This window comes from Exiguobacterium sp. SH3S1, assembly GCF_004337105.1.
Taxonomy (GTDB): domain Bacteria; phylum Bacillota; class Bacilli; order Exiguobacteriales; family Exiguobacteriaceae; genus Exiguobacterium; species Exiguobacterium aurantiacum_A.
On sequence record NZ_SJUW01000001.1, the window covers coordinates 498,037 to 512,526 of the forward strand.

17 protein-coding genes are annotated in these 14,490 nt (G+C 54.2%); 9 read left to right on the top strand and 8 right to left on the bottom strand.

The features are described 5' to 3' along the window. Positions 1 to 7: 7 nt before the first annotated feature. Positions 8 to 928, bottom strand: coding sequence for a CAP domain-containing protein (locus tag EVJ26_RS02520; RefSeq protein ID WP_131469674.1), 921 nt, complete (start codon positions 926 to 928; stop codon positions 8 to 10). Between the two features lie 21 nt (positions 929 to 949). Next, on the bottom strand, positions 950 to 1,396 hold the full coding sequence (locus EVJ26_RS02525) for a MarR family winged helix-turn-helix transcriptional regulator (protein ID WP_131469675.1): 447 nt from the start codon (positions 1,394 to 1,396) through the stop codon (positions 950 to 952). A 117-nt stretch (positions 1,397 to 1,513) separates the two neighbouring features. Between EVJ26_RS02525 and EVJ26_RS02530 the strand changes: the two genes are divergently transcribed. Beyond that, entirely contained in the window at positions 1,514 to 1,927 is a 414-nt protein-coding gene (locus tag EVJ26_RS02530) for an organic hydroperoxide resistance protein (RefSeq protein WP_131469676.1), read from the top strand. Positions 1,928 to 2,024: 97 nt separating this feature from the next. Continuing rightward, positions 2,025 to 2,882 (top strand): metallophosphoesterase, encoded by an 858-nt coding sequence (locus EVJ26_RS02535; protein WP_131457508.1) that lies wholly within the window; start codon positions 2,025 to 2,027, stop codon positions 2,880 to 2,882. A gap of 94 nt (positions 2,883 to 2,976) precedes the next feature. Here the strand turns inward: EVJ26_RS02535 and EVJ26_RS02540 are convergent, their stop codons facing one another. From EVJ26_RS02540 to abc-f, 3 genes are all read right to left on the bottom strand, one after another. After that, on the bottom strand, positions 2,977 to 3,879 hold the full coding sequence (locus tag EVJ26_RS02540; protein WP_131457510.1) for a cation diffusion facilitator family transporter: 903 nt from the start codon (positions 3,877 to 3,879) through the stop codon (positions 2,977 to 2,979). A 117-nt stretch (positions 3,880 to 3,996) separates the two neighbouring features. After that, complete coding sequence (locus EVJ26_RS02545) at positions 3,997 to 4,770, bottom strand: hypothetical protein (protein WP_131469677.1); 774 nt, start codon at positions 4,768 to 4,770, stop codon at positions 3,997 to 3,999. A gap of 12 nt (positions 4,771 to 4,782) precedes the next feature. After that, positions 4,783 to 6,480 carry a ribosomal protection-like ABC-F family protein gene (abc-f, locus tag EVJ26_RS02550; protein ID WP_131469678.1) on the bottom strand — a complete coding sequence of 566 codons (1,698 nt, stop codon included), beginning with the start codon at positions 6,478 to 6,480 and terminating at the stop codon, positions 4,783 to 4,785. Between the two features lie 365 nt (positions 6,481 to 6,845). Between abc-f and EVJ26_RS02555 the strand changes: the two genes are divergently transcribed. The 4 genes from EVJ26_RS02555 to EVJ26_RS02570 all read left to right on the top strand — a co-directional run bounded on the left by EVJ26_RS02555 (position 6,846) and on the right by EVJ26_RS02570 (position 9,575). Continuing rightward, entirely contained in the window at positions 6,846 to 7,757 is a 912-nt protein-coding gene (locus EVJ26_RS02555; protein ID WP_131457516.1) for an MBL fold metallo-hydrolase, read from the top strand. Positions 7,758 to 7,820: 63 nt separating this feature from the next. Beyond that, positions 7,821 to 8,654 carry an aldo/keto reductase gene (locus EVJ26_RS02560; RefSeq protein WP_071399295.1) on the top strand — a complete coding sequence of 278 codons (834 nt, stop codon included), beginning with the start codon at positions 7,821 to 7,823 and terminating at the stop codon, positions 8,652 to 8,654. A 13-nt stretch (positions 8,655 to 8,667) separates the two neighbouring features. After that, positions 8,668 to 9,282: a PH domain-containing protein gene (locus EVJ26_RS02565; protein ID WP_131457520.1), complete on the top strand. Its 615-nt coding sequence runs from the start codon at positions 8,668 to 8,670 to the stop codon at positions 9,280 to 9,282. Positions 9,283 to 9,296: 14 nt separating this feature from the next. After that, the gene (locus EVJ26_RS02570; RefSeq protein ID WP_131457522.1) at positions 9,297 to 9,575 is read left to right on the top strand and encodes a hypothetical protein; all 279 of its coding nucleotides are present in this window, start codon (positions 9,297 to 9,299) and stop codon (positions 9,573 to 9,575) included. 41 nt (positions 9,576 to 9,616) lie between these two features. Here EVJ26_RS02570 and EVJ26_RS02575 read toward each other — a convergent pair whose 3' ends face one another. Beyond that, on the bottom strand, positions 9,617 to 10,141 hold the full coding sequence (locus EVJ26_RS02575; protein ID WP_131468584.1) for a DUF1836 domain-containing protein: 525 nt from the start codon (positions 10,139 to 10,141) through the stop codon (positions 9,617 to 9,619). A gap of 125 nt (positions 10,142 to 10,266) precedes the next feature. Here EVJ26_RS02575 and trhA point away from each other — a divergent pair, with 125 nt between their 5' ends. Then, positions 10,267 to 10,911, top strand: coding sequence for a PAQR family membrane homeostasis protein TrhA (gene trhA / locus EVJ26_RS02580; RefSeq protein ID WP_070327786.1), 645 nt, complete (start codon positions 10,267 to 10,269; stop codon positions 10,909 to 10,911). Between the two features lie 86 nt (positions 10,912 to 10,997). Continuing rightward, complete coding sequence (locus EVJ26_RS02585; RefSeq protein ID WP_131469679.1) at positions 10,998 to 11,693, top strand: DsbA family oxidoreductase; 696 nt, start codon at positions 10,998 to 11,000, stop codon at positions 11,691 to 11,693. Between the two features lie 62 nt (positions 11,694 to 11,755). Here the strand turns inward: EVJ26_RS02585 and relB are convergent, their stop codons facing one another. Beyond that, the gene (gene relB / locus EVJ26_RS02590; protein WP_131457528.1) at positions 11,756 to 11,977 is read right to left on the bottom strand and encodes a type II toxin-antitoxin system RelB family antitoxin; all 222 of its coding nucleotides are present in this window, start codon (positions 11,975 to 11,977) and stop codon (positions 11,756 to 11,758) included. Between the two features lie 173 nt (positions 11,978 to 12,150). Between relB and EVJ26_RS02595 the strand changes: the two genes are divergently transcribed. After that, a complete protein-coding gene (locus tag EVJ26_RS02595; RefSeq protein ID WP_131469680.1) occupies positions 12,151 to 13,368 on the top strand; it encodes an MFS transporter in 1,218 nt (405 codons plus the stop codon). Positions 13,369 to 13,393: 25 nt separating this feature from the next. On the opposite strand, the gene EVJ26_RS02600 is transcribed toward EVJ26_RS02595, so the two are convergent. Then, complete coding sequence (locus EVJ26_RS02600; RefSeq protein ID WP_236635485.1) at positions 13,394 to 14,488, bottom strand: MBL fold metallo-hydrolase; 1,095 nt, start codon at positions 14,486 to 14,488, stop codon at positions 13,394 to 13,396. Positions 14,489 to 14,490: the final 2 nt, after the last annotated feature.

Below are 14,490 nucleotides of genomic sequence, written 5' to 3' on the forward strand. Positions count from 1 at the left end.
CATCCTTTTATCGCGGCGTGATGAAGTTGATCGTATAGAACGGGCTGTTGTCGTCATTATAGACGAGGCCGACCGAGGCGTGCGTGAAGTCCCGCTTCAAGATATTCTCGCGGTGACCGAGCGAGTTCATCAGCCCCCAGTGAGCGTGAAAGACGCTCATCTGCCCCATCGCCAAGTTCTCCCCGGCGAGCGAGTAGGCAAGTCCGGCCTCATTCATCCGTTCGAACGGGTCGCGTCCTTCGGGGTCGATGTGGCTGAAGAAGTTGTTCACTGCCATGTTCTCACTATGCGCCCGGACGACCGGGAGCAGCGGCTCATAGTCAGCGAGTGCGGATAACCCAAACTTTTGACGGTCCCAGTTCATGAGCATACGCATGAGCGTCTCGTTGGACACGATGCTCTCGGCCGAGACGTCTCCATAATACCCGGCGCTCGACTCCTCGACGCTCCGTTCAACCGAAAGGATGCCTTTCAGCTTGTCTTCGTCATGTTGGTCAAAGAACATCGTGACGTAATTGCCGTTCATCGCATAGACCGAGAACGAAGGATCGTCCGGGATCAAGTAACGTTTCAACCCTTTATCATAAGACTTCACTTCGTCGAAGCCGATGTTCTCGACTTGTTGTCGTGTCGTCTGATCAAGGACGAGCCCTTCGAACGTACTGCCCGACTCGAATTGGTATTGCCCTTTTTTGGCACCATCCTCGTCGACGAGCTCAAGCGTCCGGTCGCCATTTTTCTCGAGCAAATACCAGTCGTGACCGGTATATTGGCTCGCGAACTGCGGGGCGTCGGTCGCGACGCCCTCTTCCACCACTTCCGTCGACTGCACCTGGACGCTCGTCGGCGCCGATACGTTCGGCACCTCATAGTTCCAAGCCGTATATAGACCAATCCCGATCAATAGAATAAACAGTTTACGAAACATATCGTCTCCTTTCGTGAGAACCTAGCCCTGTTGCTCACCGAATTCACGCAGACGCGATTTGATATCGATAAGCATCTCCATATAAGCGAAATAAGTCGCTTCGTCTATATTTAGCATACCACTCACTTTGACTGGCACGTCCTCGGCCTGCTCACGCAGTGCGCTGCCCGACGCAGTGAGCGACACCAACACCCGGCGCTCATCCTCGGTCGCCCGAACTTTCTCCACATACCCGAGCTGGGTCAACCGTTTGATGAGCGGTGACAGCGTACCCGAATCAAGCGTTAACCGTTCCCCGAGCTGTTTCAAATCGATGTGATCTTCTTCCCATAAAACGAGCATGACCAAATACTGGCTATATGTGAGTTTGAGCGGCGCTAAGATCGGCCGATACAAACGTGTCAATTCTTTTGAGGCGGTGTAGAGCTGAAAGCAAATCTGATGCTCTAATGTTAACGAACTTTTCATATAAATTCCTCCGGCTAAAGTCTTAGGTCAAGCATATCACTTGAATATCTGTTTGACTGCCCTATAATTAGATTGTGCACAACTTAATTGTTAAAAACGAAACGGAGGAATTAAATTATGAAACCACTATTCACAGCTTCAGCAACAGCTCTCGGTGGCCGCGAAGGTCGCGTCACATCTACGGACGGCGTCATCGACTTGAACGTCGCGATGCCAGGAGCGAAACAAGCAGAAGAGTCGACGAACCCTGAGCAATTGTTCGCAGCCGGATACGCAGCTTGCTTTGGCAGCGCGTTGAACCTCGTCATCGGTAAAGAGCGCGTCAAGACAGATGGCACGAGCGTCACTGGCCACGTCACACTCAACCAGAACGACGAAGGTTTCTTCATCTCGGTCGAGCTCGAAGTCGAAATCAAAGGTGTCGACCAAGCAACTGCTGAGCGTCTCGTCGAAGCAGCGCACCAAGTGTGCCCGTACTCGAAAGCGACACGCGGCAACGTCGACGTCAAATTGACGACAAACGTCGCCTAATCCCCCGCCCGCTCCAATATGAGCGGGCTTTTTTTTGCGTCCATACCTATTAACAGAGTAGAATGAAGAGACAAACATCCGACCGAGGAGGGACACGATGCTAAAAGGAAAACGAAAGTACATCACGTTCGCCATCGTGGTCGTCTTTCTGTTCGCCGCTCTTTACAACGGGCTGACGATTAGAGAGTACGAGCTGACGACCGATAAGCTCGAAACTGGTCAATCGTTACGCGTCATCCTCCTCTCGGATTTGCACGGCTATTCGTATGGCGAGGACCAAAAAAATCTGATTGAGAAAGTTCGTGAGCAGCAACCTGACTTGATCGCGCTTCCCGGTGATTTGCTCGACCGATACCGCTCACCAGACGCCGCTTTCGAACTGATCGAAGGGCTACAAGGGATCGCCCCGATGTATTTCGTCACCGGCAACCATGAAATTGATGAATCAAGTGATTTCGTCCGGCACGACGTCAAAGACGTGTTTCGTTCGTTTGGTGTGATCGTGCTCGAGAACGAAGCCGAGACCGTGACGGTCAACGGGGTCGAGCTCATCATCGGCGGCGTCGAGGACCCGCTTCGCACGTACGCCGAAAACATATACGGGAACTGGGAGCAAGACGTCTTGACGGCACTTGACGACGTCGAAACGGACGACACGTTCAGCCTGCTCTTGTCCCACCGGGCGGAACAAGTCGAGACGTACGCCGAGCTTCCGTTTGACCTCGTCTTGTCGGGCCACGCCCATGGCGGCCAGGTCCGTATCCCTTATCTGTTGAACGGGCTTTACGCGCCTGACCAAGGCTTCTTCCCAAAATATGCGGGTGGCCTGTATGAACACGATTCGTTCACCCATATCATCGGCCGCGGCTTCAACTACACAGTCAGCGTACCGCGTATCTTCAATCCACCCGAGATCGTCGTCATCGACATCGCGGGCACCGGGACTCCTTTGTGAGTCCCTATTTTATGTTTGCAGACGACTGCGTCAAAGTCGTCCTGAAACCATAACAAAAGCGGTCCCCGACTCTTGTCAGGGACCGCTCGTGCGTTTACCAGATCGTTCGTTCCTCGCAGTGTGCCGTCTCTCGTTCGATTTGAACGGTCGAACGACCGAACGACCCGTACTGCTTCATCCGCTCCGTCACATCGTGCAGCACGCGTTGATCATCTGTCGTTTTATCGATCAACACGTGGCACGTGACGGCGTACTCCTCAGACGTGATCGACCAGACGTGGAGGTCATGCACTTCTTTGACCCCTTCGACGGTCGCAAGGTCACGCTGCATCGCCACGACGTCGACTTTGTCAGGCGCCCCTTCCATCAAAATATGGACGGCGTCCCGGGTCACGCGGTACCCGCTCACCAAGATGAGGAGTGCGACGAACATACTGGCGATTGGATCAGCGAGCGTCCACCCGAACATTAGAATGAGCAGCGCCGCTGTGATGGCCCCGACCGATCCGAGCAAGTCTCCGAACACGTGCAGGAGCGCGCTTCGGACGTTCAAGTTGTCCCGCTCGCCGCGCATCAAGATCCACGCCGCGAGCACGTTGACGAGCAACCCGATGACGGCGATGGCGAGCATGCCGCCGCTTAAAATCTCTGGTGGCGCGAACAAGCGCTTATACGCCTCGATGATGATATAACCTGAGATGACAAGGAGCGTCAATCCGTTGACGAACGCCGCCAAAATCTCAAAGCGGCGGTACCCGAACGTCTGGTTCGGTGTCGCCTTCCGGGCGCCGAACCGGACCGCCAAGAAACTGAGCCCGAGCGCTGCCGCGTCGCCGAGCATGTGCCCCGCATCCGATAAGAGCGCTAGGCTGTTCGTCCACAGACCGCCGATGACTTCGACGACCATGAACGTGACGATCAACAGAAATGCTAGCAGTAATGCTCGTTGATTCGTTGTGTGGTGGTGGCCTTCGTGGCCATGATCATGTTGTTCCATGCGTCATCGCTCCTCTCTCCTTTCATTATATCCCTTTTCTCCCCATCATTCAAATGTTCGTTTGAATGAAATTGAAAAAAGAAGCGCCGACAGGATGCACCCTCTCGACGCCAGCACTTATTTTTGTTCGATTCGGACCCGCATGACCCCGTTATACGGGAACAGCTTCAATTGAAGCGTCTCCCCGTCATACCAGCTGCCCGCACTTTGGGCGCTCGCCGCCTCAAGTTCAGGCGTCACGGCCGTCTGACGGTCCCAATCGATCGCTTTCACTCGTTGGTCACGCACCATTAAAAAGAAGCCGTTATAAAAGTGGTACTCGTTCACTTGGTCGCGCTGGACGGACGCCGGTGCCCCGAGTGTCGACCGGACCGTCGCTACGTCTTGTCCGAGCCAGTCCAAGGCAGACGCTGAAGCCGTCGGCACGACCGTTTGCCACGCCTGTTTCACCTCATCGTCCGAGACGCTAGTCGCTTCCTCGGTCACACGCGCTTCCGTCACCCATCCGGTCGTCCGCTCGTTCAACTGAAGTTTGACGAATCCACTGACTGCTTCGAGCCGTTCGAACCGGTCTCCAAGATCCGCCTCATATAGAACGGTCACACGATCATCGGCATACACTTTCGTGTACGGTGTCGCGATGTAGACGACGTTCTCACTCGGCTCTTCTTCAGTCGCTTCCTCTTCAGGTTCCGCCTCTGTCCCGCTATCGACTTCTTTTGTCGAGATATTGTCCGACTCAGGCAGCGCCGTCTGCTTTTGCGAATCGATGTACGCCGCGAACGCGATGACACCGATCAATGAAGCGATCAACAAGACCGCCGTCGCTAACCGTAACAACCGTTTTCGTTTCCTTGACGCGGCCCGTGATGACCGAACTTCTTCCTTCATTATTCTCCACTCCTACTCGTTTCGTCTCATTTGTTCCGATTCGTCAAACGGCTTCACGTTTCCTGCCTCGTCGACAAATTTTTGTTCGTCGCTCGTCAGCGCCTCGAGCGTCTGAATCGTCGCTTCGACGTCGATGGGGGGCGTGTCTTGTCCGGCTTCTAAAATCCGCACCGTCTCGCCGAGCTCGATCGTCCGGTCCGTCAGCTGATGGAACGTCCGGTCGTGCGAGATGAGGATGAGACCGCCCCGGTAGATCGATAAGGCCGCCTCGATCTGTTCGCGTGTCGCGACGTCTAAATAGTTCGTCGGTTCATCGAGCGCGAGCATGTCTGCGTCCGAGAAATAAAGGATGAGGAATGCGATCCGACACTTCTCGCCCATGCTCGCCTCACGCATCGGTTTATAGACGTCGTCACGACGGAACAAGAAATGGGCCAGGAGCGTCCGCGCTTCCGTCTCCGGAATGTCGCTCGCGGATAATAGTGCGTCAAGCAGCGTCCCATCCTCGGGCAACCGCTCGAGCGTCTGTGAGAAGTAGCCGATTTTCAGTTTCGGATGGCGATGCACAGCACCCTCGTTTGGCTCAAGCTGCCCTAAAAGCAGCTTCAACAGCGTCGTCTTGCCGCTCCCGTTCGGTCCGACGATCGACAGACGGTCGCCCCGATTGAACGTGAACGAAAGATGCTCGAACAACGGCTCGTCATATCCGAACGCGACGTTCTCGACCGTGATCCATGTCTTTGCCTCAAGCGGTTCCGCTTGGAAGCGGACCGAAACGCGAGCCGCGTCTTTCGGTTTGTCGGGACGCCCTTGTTCGAGCTGGTCGAGTTTTCGTTCCCTTGCTTTCATCTTGACGGCAAGGTTCGCCGCTCCTTTCTGGGCACCGGGACTGCGGACGCTCGCCGTCGCTTTCGCCTTCAAGTGCCAGCCTTTGTACTGGGCGATCATATCGAGCAGTTCCGACTTGCGCGCCACATAGCGCGCGTGGGCCCGCTCGTCACGCACCCGTTCCTCGGCTTTTTGCTGCTTATAGGCGCTATAGTTGCCCGGATAGCGGACGACCTCGCCGTCACTCAGTTCAAGGATGACCGTTGCGACGTCATCGATGAACTGGCGGTCGTGGGAGATGGCGAGCACCGTGCCCGGAAACTCACGCACCCAGCGCGTCAGCCAGTCGATCGAGTCGACGTCGAGATGATTCGTCGGCTCGTCGAGCAAGACGACGTCGACGTGACACATCATAAGCCGGGCCAATTGTGCCCGCGTCTGTTCGCCGCCGCTCAAGTCAGAAAGCCGTCTTAATCCCATTTCGTCCATGCCGATTCGTTTCAACGCTTGGTTTGCCTCGGCCTCGAGTCCAAAAGCGTCACACGCCATCGCCTCGTCATACACCGCAAGCACGCGCTCCGTGTCGCCTGATGTGACTTCTTCGTACAAACGGAACCGTTCGCCGTCACCTTTCATGACGTACGCGAGCGTCGTCCCATCCCCAACAAACACGGTCTGTTCGACGACACCGACTTTTCCTGCTACTTCGATTCGACCGGCCTGAGGGCTCAGTTCACCGACGAGCAATTTGAACAACGTCGTCTTCCCTGACCCGTTTTGGCCGAACAAGACGGCCCGTTCGCCTGTTGACACGTCGAACGAGACGCTGTCAAATAGCGGTTGCTGGTCGTAGTCGAACCGGACTTGATGTACAGATAACATAGTTGTCTCACCTCGCTTATTAGTCCGCTACGCGATGAAACAAAAAACACCATTCGCTAGAAAGCGATGGTGTGAAGATCTCCGGTCAAGCGGAAAAAAGGGTCACCCCGTAGCTTGAGATTGGACACACTTCACCCGTGACTGTTCAGACGAACAGTGATGATTCGTTTCATCAGTTGAGTGAGTGTGACTTTTTCATAGCACGCGGTACCTTCCTTTCCTAATCTACTGCCACCTTACCAAAATGTAAGCGGATTCGCAACCAACAAACCCACAATCTCCCATCGTTTCTACGCCTATGGGCGGATGCACGTCTTAGTCGTCAGCGTTAAGATGAAACTATCCTATATAACGAGGTGACTCACATGAAATTACGCAACTTACTCGTCCCGAGCGCTGTCTTGGCAAGCGTCGGCACGTTCTTTTATACACGACTGAAACAACGGTTACCGCGTCCTGACTTTAAAGAGGCGCCGATCAAACCGGACTTGTCCATTTTCGACGAGACGAGCGTGAGCGCCACGTGGATCGGCCACTCGACCGTGCTCATCCATTGGTACGGCCTCAAAATTTTGACCGACCCGGTATTCTCAAAACGGATCGGTGTCCACGTCGGTCCCGTCACGTTCGGCATGAAACGGCATACCGCCCCTGCCCTCTCGATCGAAGAGATCGGTCACGTCGACGTCATCTTGCTCAGCCACGCCCATATGGACCACTTCGACCATAAAAGTTTGAAGCGGCTCATCACCCGTGACACGGTCGTCATCTCGGCACCGGGGACGAGCAAACTGTTGCGTCACTATCCGAGCCTACAGACGCTCGAGATGCATCCCCACGACAAGTTGACACTCGCGAACGGACTCAACGTCCAAGCGATCCCGGTCGCGCATTGGGGCAACCGCTTCCCGTGGGACAAACACATGGGCTATAACGGCTACGTCTTGAAATATAAAGGCGTCCGTATGCTGTTCGCCGGCGACACGGCGTACACCGAAGCGTTCAACGGGCTCGCGAACAAAGAACCGATCGACCTCGCCTTCTTCCCGATCGGTGCGTATCAACCGGACTCGTTCCAGGAAGCGCACTGCACCCCGGAGCAAGCGTGGACGATGTTCAAACAGAGCGGAGCGAAACGGTTCTTCCCGATGCACTGGGACACGTTCGTCTTATCATACGAGCCGGTCGAGGAGCCGTATGACCGCCTCGTCGCCGCAGCCAAACTCGAACGCGATCAAATCGTGGTCAAGGCGCACGGAGAAAGCATTCGGCTGTAGGTTTCACTTTCACTTTGTCGTGATTTTCGGTAACGTTAGATGTGAGAGGGAGGGAATCAAATTATGGAATGGACAACACTCAATAATGATGTGAAACTGCCGATGCTCGGTCTCGGCGTGTACAAAGTTGAAGACGGGACGGTCACGGTCGACACGGTCAAGGCGGCACTCGACGCCGGCTACCGGTTGATCGACACGGCCGCCATCTATCAGAACGAAGAGAGCGTCGGGCAGGCGATCCGTGAGTCGAGCGTCCCGCGCGAAGACATCTTCGTGACGACGAAGCTGTGGAACGAGTTTCACGGCTACGACGAGGCGCTCCAGGCGTTTCAAGACAGCCTCGACCGACTCGGCCTCGATTATGTCGACTTGTTCTTGATCCATTGGCCGATGCCGCGCTTCGGTAAGTTCGTCGAGACGTACAAAGCGCTCGAACAGTTGTATGAGGAAGGCAAAGTACGGGCCATCGGCGTCTCGAACTTCGAGATTCAACACCTCGAACAGATCATCCAATCGTGCGCGATCGTACCGGCGGTGAATCAAGTTGAGATCCACCCATACTTGTCCCAAAAAGAATTGATCGCGTTCTGCAAGCGTTATGACATCCAGATCCAAGCGTGGAGTCCGCTCATGAAAGGTCGTGAGGCGCTCGAGGATGCGACGATCGTCGACATCGCGAGCAAGTATGGAAAGTCCCCGGCCCAAGTCATCTTGCGCTGGCATCTTCAAAACGGTGTCGCCGTCATCCCAAAATCGGTCACACCGAGTCGGATCCGTGAAAACATACAGGTATTCGACTTCACGTTGACGAAAGAAGACATGGCAGCGATCGACGGACTCAACCGGAACGAGCGGACCGGTTCCGACCCGGTCGAAATGCACAAAATCCACTACTGAGGAGAGACTGTACATGTTCAAAAAACTAGCTTCTGATTTGACAGGCTTTAGCGATATCGGTGAAGTCATCGACCCGAAAGACTTCGACAAGGCAGATGCCGACGATTACGTCTTACATGAGGACAACGAGAAGATTTACTTCTTGATCAAGTCGAAATCGGACGAGTACTGCTTCACGAACCTCGCGATGATCCATCTCGACGGCGCGAGCGCCATCAGTTCGAAGCGCGTCTTGTATCGTTATCCGTACGCGCAACATCCGCTCCAACACGTCATGTTCGAGACGGCCGGTACGGTCGACTTAGACGTCGAGATCAAGTTCACGATCGGCGACAAGCCATACTCGATCGACGTGAACAAAAAGCAAATCGAGCACGTCAAAGACTTGTACAAATCACTCCTCGCCATCGCCGATAAACAGCGTGAAGGCCGGAAAATGCTCGAGTTCGCCAACGCGTCGCTCACGCATTCCGTGTCAGTTCTGAGCGGCCTCCGGCAAGGCGACATGAACGTCGCGACGACGTTCAAAGACTTGTCGCAACAATCGTTCGACTGGCTCCAAGGCCACTATCACGAATGGAACCGGAAAGATTTCGGTGACGTGTTCGAGAAGTACATCAATAATTAACTTGGTGGTGACGTATGGACTACATGTGGTTGTTGATTGCGTTTTTCTTGTTCATGCTCGTGATTTTGACTGTGTTCATCAGTAGTGTGCTCAACGCCTTGCTCAGGAACCTCCACCCGTTAGTTCATATCACCGTCATTTTGTTTTTGTCGTTCACGTATGAGCGTCTAATGTTAGATTATAATCTCTTGTGGACGCTTTTCATTCTTGTGACCATCAGTTATTTAGCACCACTTCTCGTCGTTAAAATGTACAACAAAGGTGAGCGCTTCGAACGCGAACATCTAAAATGACAAAATGTCCCCTAGACTCCAAACGAGTCTAGGGGACATTTTTATTTACTTTCGTCGATCAACCGTTCGGCGAGCCGTTGGTACAAGTGGCTCATATGCACGGCGGAGGCAATGGCGAGCGACTGTTGGATTTCACTCGTTTCAGTCACTTCCACGTTCGCGAGCAGCGTCTCGGCTTGCGTCTCGAACGCCTGCAAGTTCTGTTCTTTCTGAGCTTGATAGGCGTCGTAAAAGTCTTCGAGCGAGAACGCCTCGTCCGATTCATTCAGCGGCCGGAGCGTCTCTTTGATGTCGTTGATCGACAACAGCCCTTTCATCTCGTAAATCAGGCTTAGTAGCATCAAATGCTCGTTCGTGTACTTCTTGTTTTTAACGGGATGGAACAACTTGCCTTTGGCGTAGTTGTTGATCATCGTCTTCGTCAAAATCGTCTCGTCTTCATTACGTTTCATCTTGCCGTAATGTTGCTCGAACAGTTGGATGACTTGGTCCATATATAAGTCGATCGTCGGCAATACCACTTTCGGGAGCGTGCCTTCCGTCCGTACAATCTCGTTCGGTTTCATCGAATCACCTCACTTTCAGTATACGGACAATCGTCGTTTGTCGAAACAAAAACCTTGTTCTTCTTGCCCATACCGCTTATCATGTAGTTATGGATACTACATGACGTCATAAGGAGTGTTTTTGCATGAATTCGATTTTTCGGGAACCTATTAACGCGCTGACCCATCTCGCCGGAGCGGTACTCGCCTTCATCGCCTTGATCGCGATGACGGTGAAAGCGTCACTGCTCGGCTCACCGCTCGCCATCATGGCGGCGATTTTGTTCGGAATCAGTCTCGTATTTCTTTACTTATCGTCTGGTCTCTACCACAGCATCATCGCCTCGCCGAAAGTCATCGCGTTCTTCCGACGAATCGATCATGCGATGATTTACGCCTTGATCGCCGGGACATACGCCCCGCTCACACTGCTCGCGCTCGAAAGCCCGATGCGCTGGGTGCTGTTCGGTATCGTCCACGTCCTCGCCTTGTTCGGCATCATCTTCAAACTTGTCTGGTTCCACGCCCCACGCTTCTTGTCGACTGCTCTCTACATCGGCATGGGCTGGCTGTCGGTCTTCTTCATCGGACCGCTCCATAGCGTGATCGGCAACGGCGGCATCTTTTGGCTCTTGCTCGGAGGCTTCATGTACACGGTCGGCGGTCTCATCTACGGCTTCAAGCCGAAGTTCGTCAACTGGCGCGGTTGGGGCTTCCACGAGGTGTTCCACTTGTTCATCTTGTTCGGCAGCTTCGCCCACTTCGTCTGCGTGTTCTGGTACGTCTTTTAAGTCCTCCTCGTGAGGGCTTTTTTTGTGAGCACATTCATTTACTTCAATTTCAAGACATCCTACACTGACTGTAGGAGGGATTCACTATGAAAATTGAAGTTTGGTCAGATTACGTCTGTCCGTTCTGTTATATCGGTAAGCGCCGTCTAGAAGAAGCGCTCGAACAGTTCCCACACGCGGACAAGGTCGAAGTGGAGTTTAAGAGCTTCGAACTCGACCCGAACGCCCCGACGACCGATTCACGTTCGATTTATGAAGTGCTCGCGAAGAAATACAGCATGCCGCTCGAGCAGGCGAAAACGACGACGGCCCAAGTCGCCGCTCAAGCTCAATCAGTCGGACTCGACTATGACTTTGACAACATGGTCGTCACCGGCACGCTCGACTCACACCGGTTGACGCACTATGCGAAGACGGTCGGTAAAGAGAAGGAACTGTCGGAAGCGCTCCTCAAAGCGTACTTCATCGAGGCGAAACATATCGGCGACCACGACGTCCTCGTATCGATCGCGACAAGCGTCGGGCTCGATGCTGACGCCGTGAAAGACGTACTCGCTTCAGACGTGTACACGGAAGAGGTTCGTGCTGAAGAAAGACGCGCGAGCGACCTCGGCATCACCGGCGTCCCGTTCTTCGTCTTCGACGGGAAGTATGGCGTCTCAGGCGCCCAACCGACCGAGGCGTTCACACAAGTACTCGAGAAGACGTGGGCCGAATCGGCACCGACACTTCAAGTGCTCTCGGGCGGTGCGACGTGCACGGACGATAACTGCGATATTTGACTTCAAAAGAACGACAGAGAAGCATTCGTCTGAATACGGACGAATGCTTTTTTAGATTTAATCTAAGTTTGCAAATCCTTTAGCATGGCCTCGAATGAAATTGCTTCAGAATGTTCTTGATGTGCACTCATTACTTCATAATAAAGCACTATGTCTAATTCATCTTCTATTCGTTCTAGGACAGCTTCCCGAACAAGCATAGAGAGGGTAAGATTTTTTGTTTTCGCATACTCTCTAATGAGAAGTTCGTCTTCCTCATTGAGTCGCACAGATATCGTTCCCATACAATCACCCTCCTTCATACACATTGTATTACGAAATCAGAGTGTTTATATAATCAGTTCGCATGAATTAATGAATGGGAGTAGAAGCCGAATCTTCGGCTTCTTTTTTGTGGCTTAATGAATCATTCTCAAGCATAATTATTATTAACTGATAAGAATCGAGGACTTAACATATGTGGAAAAATCGGAACGTCTGGATCATCTTGACCGGGGAGTTCGTCGCCGGTCTCGGGCTTTGGCTCGGCATCATCGGCAACTTGGAGTTCATGCAGGAAAAAGTCCCGTCCGACTTCGTCAAGGCGCTCATCCTTGCCGGCGGTCTGCTCGCAGGCGTCGCCATCGGACCGCTCGCCGGTCGGCTCACCGACCAGGGCTCGAAAAAGAAAATCATGCTCATCTCGAGCATCGTCCGGGCGCTCAGCGTTCTCTTCATGTTCGTCGCCATCGAGACGGGAAGCGTGCTTTGGATGGTCGTCTTCCTCGTCTTCCTGCAAGGGTCGGCCGCGTTTTACTTCCCGGCGCTTCAGGCAGCGATCCCGCTCATCGTCAAGGAACGCGAGCTGCTCGCCTTGAACGGGGTCCATATGAACGTCTCCACGCTGTCCCGGGTCATCGGGACGGCCATCGCCGGCATCTTGCTCACGCTCGTCTCGCTGCGGGACGTCTACGCGCTCTCGCTCGTCGCCTACTTGCTGCTCGCCGTCGCGACGTGGTTCTTGAACATCGACGAGACGACGACACCGTCCGCTCGGAAAGTCGATACGAAGTCGTCCGGCGGATTCAAGGACGTCTTCCCAATCATCAAGTCGATCCCGGTCATCTTCATGACGCTCGTCATGACGCTCATCCCGCTCCTCTTCATCGGTGGGTTCAACCTGCTCGTCATCAACATTAGCGAGCTGCAAGACTCGACCGCGATCAAAGGCTGGATTTATACGGCGGAAGGGATTGCCTTCATGGTCGGCGCGTTCGTCATCAAACGGATCGGTGAGAAGTTCTCCGTGTTCTCGATCTTGTTCACGTTCTCGTTTTTGATCGGGGTCGCCCAGCTCATGCTGTACTTCGCCGACATCCCGGCCGTCTCGATCGCGGCGTTCGTCTTGTTCGGCTTCTCGGTCGGCTGTTTCTTCCCGACCGCCGTGACGATTTTCCAGACGCGGATGCCGAAAGACTATCACGGGCGCTTCTTCTCGTTCCGGAACATGCTCGACCGCATCGTCTTCCAAGTCGTGTTGCTCGTCACCGGCTTCTTCCTCGACTTGATCGGTCTGCAGCTCATGGTCGTCTTGTTCGGGGTAAGTTCGATCGCGATGACCGCTTCCTTCCTCGTCTATACGCGGAAACACAAGCTTTATATCGAAACGGACGAGACCGAACGGATCTCGTCCTAACAAAACAAGCGCTGACCGAATTCGGTCAGCGCTTGTTCATGTCCTCGATGTCGCGCCACCACGTGTTTGTGTCGTTTCGTCCGTCGAGCGTGATGCGTTCCCCGATCATCGGAGTGAGTACGTGTTCTCGCGGCAACAACTGTGTCAACTGTTCGGCCGGGTCGTACCAGGCGTGGAACGATAGCGTGAACGCGCCCCAATGGATCGGCAACATCTTATCGGCCCGCACGTCGCGGAACGCCTGAGCCGTCTCTCGTGGCTGCATGTGCACATCCGGCCAACGCTCATCGTATTGCCCGCATTCGAGTGCCGCGAAATCGAACGGTCCGTACTCGTCCCCAATGTCTTTGAAGTGAGGACCGTAACCGCCGTCACCGCTAAAGAACAAGCGGTCCGTCTCACCGATGACGACCCATGACGCCCAAAGCGTCGCATTGCGGTCGGTGAGGGCACGACCCGAGAAGTGACGGGCCGGCGCACAGACGAACGTCCACGTCCCGAACTGATACGTGTCGCCCCAATCCCGTTCGATAATGCGTTCGGCCCCGACGCCCCAACGCTTCAAATGGCTACCGACACCGAGCGGGACGATGAACATGGCGACTTTGTCTTTGATCACTTGAATCGTCGCATAGTCCAAATGGTCGTAATGGTCATGCGTCAGCAAGACGACGTAGATCGGCGGCAAATCGTCGAGCTCGAACGGCAAGTTCTCGCTGAACCGTTCATTCTTCGCGAACGGGAGCGGTGACGGGCTCCGGCCGAACATCGGGTCGACGAGCATCGTCTTGCCGTCCATTTGAACGAGCATCGCCGAATGGCCGAGCCAATAGATGCGGGTGAAGCTCGAGCCGAGTGTCTCGGTGAAGTCGATCGGGACGACCGGCAACCGCACGCTCGGCTTCCGGAGCGAGTCCGGATTTAAAAATTCTTTCGACATCGAGATCATGTCATCGCTTGAAAACCGCATCGGTGTCTCAAGCTGATTGCGGAACTTGCCGTTGACAAGATTCGGCGACTGGAGCGCTTTTGGCTTGCGGCCGAGCGGTTTATATTGTGTGAGCGCCGTACCCGTCACAGCAGCCAAACCCATCAATGAAACGAGTAGTGTTTTTTTCAAAA

Coding starts and splice junctions, on each gene's coding strand:
- EVJ26_RS02575 (WP_131468584.1), bottom strand. CDS start 10,141: ATGAAACCGAACGAGATTGTACGGACGGAAGGCACGCTCCCGAAAGTG.
- EVJ26_RS02520 (WP_131469674.1), bottom strand. CDS start 928: ATGTTTCGTAAACTGTTTATTCTATTGATCGGGATTGGTCTATATACG.
- trhA (WP_070327786.1), top strand. CDS start 10,267: ATGAATTCGATTTTTCGGGAACCTATTAACGCGCTGACCCATCTCGCC.
- EVJ26_RS02535 (WP_131457508.1), top strand. CDS start 2,025: ATGCTAAAAGGAAAACGAAAGTACATCACGTTCGCCATCGTGGTCGTC.
- EVJ26_RS02540 (WP_131457510.1), bottom strand. CDS start 3,879: ATGGAACAACATGATCATGGCCACGAAGGCCACCACCACACAACGAAT.
- EVJ26_RS02525 (WP_131469675.1), bottom strand. CDS start 1,396: ATGAAAAGTTCGTTAACATTAGAGCATCAGATTTGCTTTCAGCTCTAC.
- abc-f (WP_131469678.1), bottom strand. CDS start 6,480: ATGTTATCTGTACATCAAGTCCGGTTCGACTACGACCAGCAACCGCTA.
- EVJ26_RS02530 (WP_131469676.1), top strand. CDS start 1,514: ATGAAACCACTATTCACAGCTTCAGCAACAGCTCTCGGTGGCCGCGAA.
- EVJ26_RS02585 (WP_131469679.1), top strand. CDS start 10,998: ATGAAAATTGAAGTTTGGTCAGATTACGTCTGTCCGTTCTGTTATATC.
- EVJ26_RS02560 (WP_071399295.1), top strand. CDS start 7,821: ATGGAATGGACAACACTCAATAATGATGTGAAACTGCCGATGCTCGGT.
- EVJ26_RS02545 (WP_131469677.1), bottom strand. CDS start 4,770: ATGAAGGAAGAAGTTCGGTCATCACGGGCCGCGTCAAGGAAACGAAAA.
- EVJ26_RS02570 (WP_131457522.1), top strand. CDS start 9,297: ATGGACTACATGTGGTTGTTGATTGCGTTTTTCTTGTTCATGCTCGTG.
- EVJ26_RS02595 (WP_131469680.1), top strand. CDS start 12,151: ATGTGGAAAAATCGGAACGTCTGGATCATCTTGACCGGGGAGTTCGTC.
- EVJ26_RS02565 (WP_131457520.1), top strand. CDS start 8,668: ATGTTCAAAAAACTAGCTTCTGATTTGACAGGCTTTAGCGATATCGGT.
- EVJ26_RS02555 (WP_131457516.1), top strand. CDS start 6,846: ATGAAATTACGCAACTTACTCGTCCCGAGCGCTGTCTTGGCAAGCGTC.
- relB (WP_131457528.1), bottom strand. CDS start 11,977: ATGGGAACGATATCTGTGCGACTCAATGAGGAAGACGAACTTCTCATT.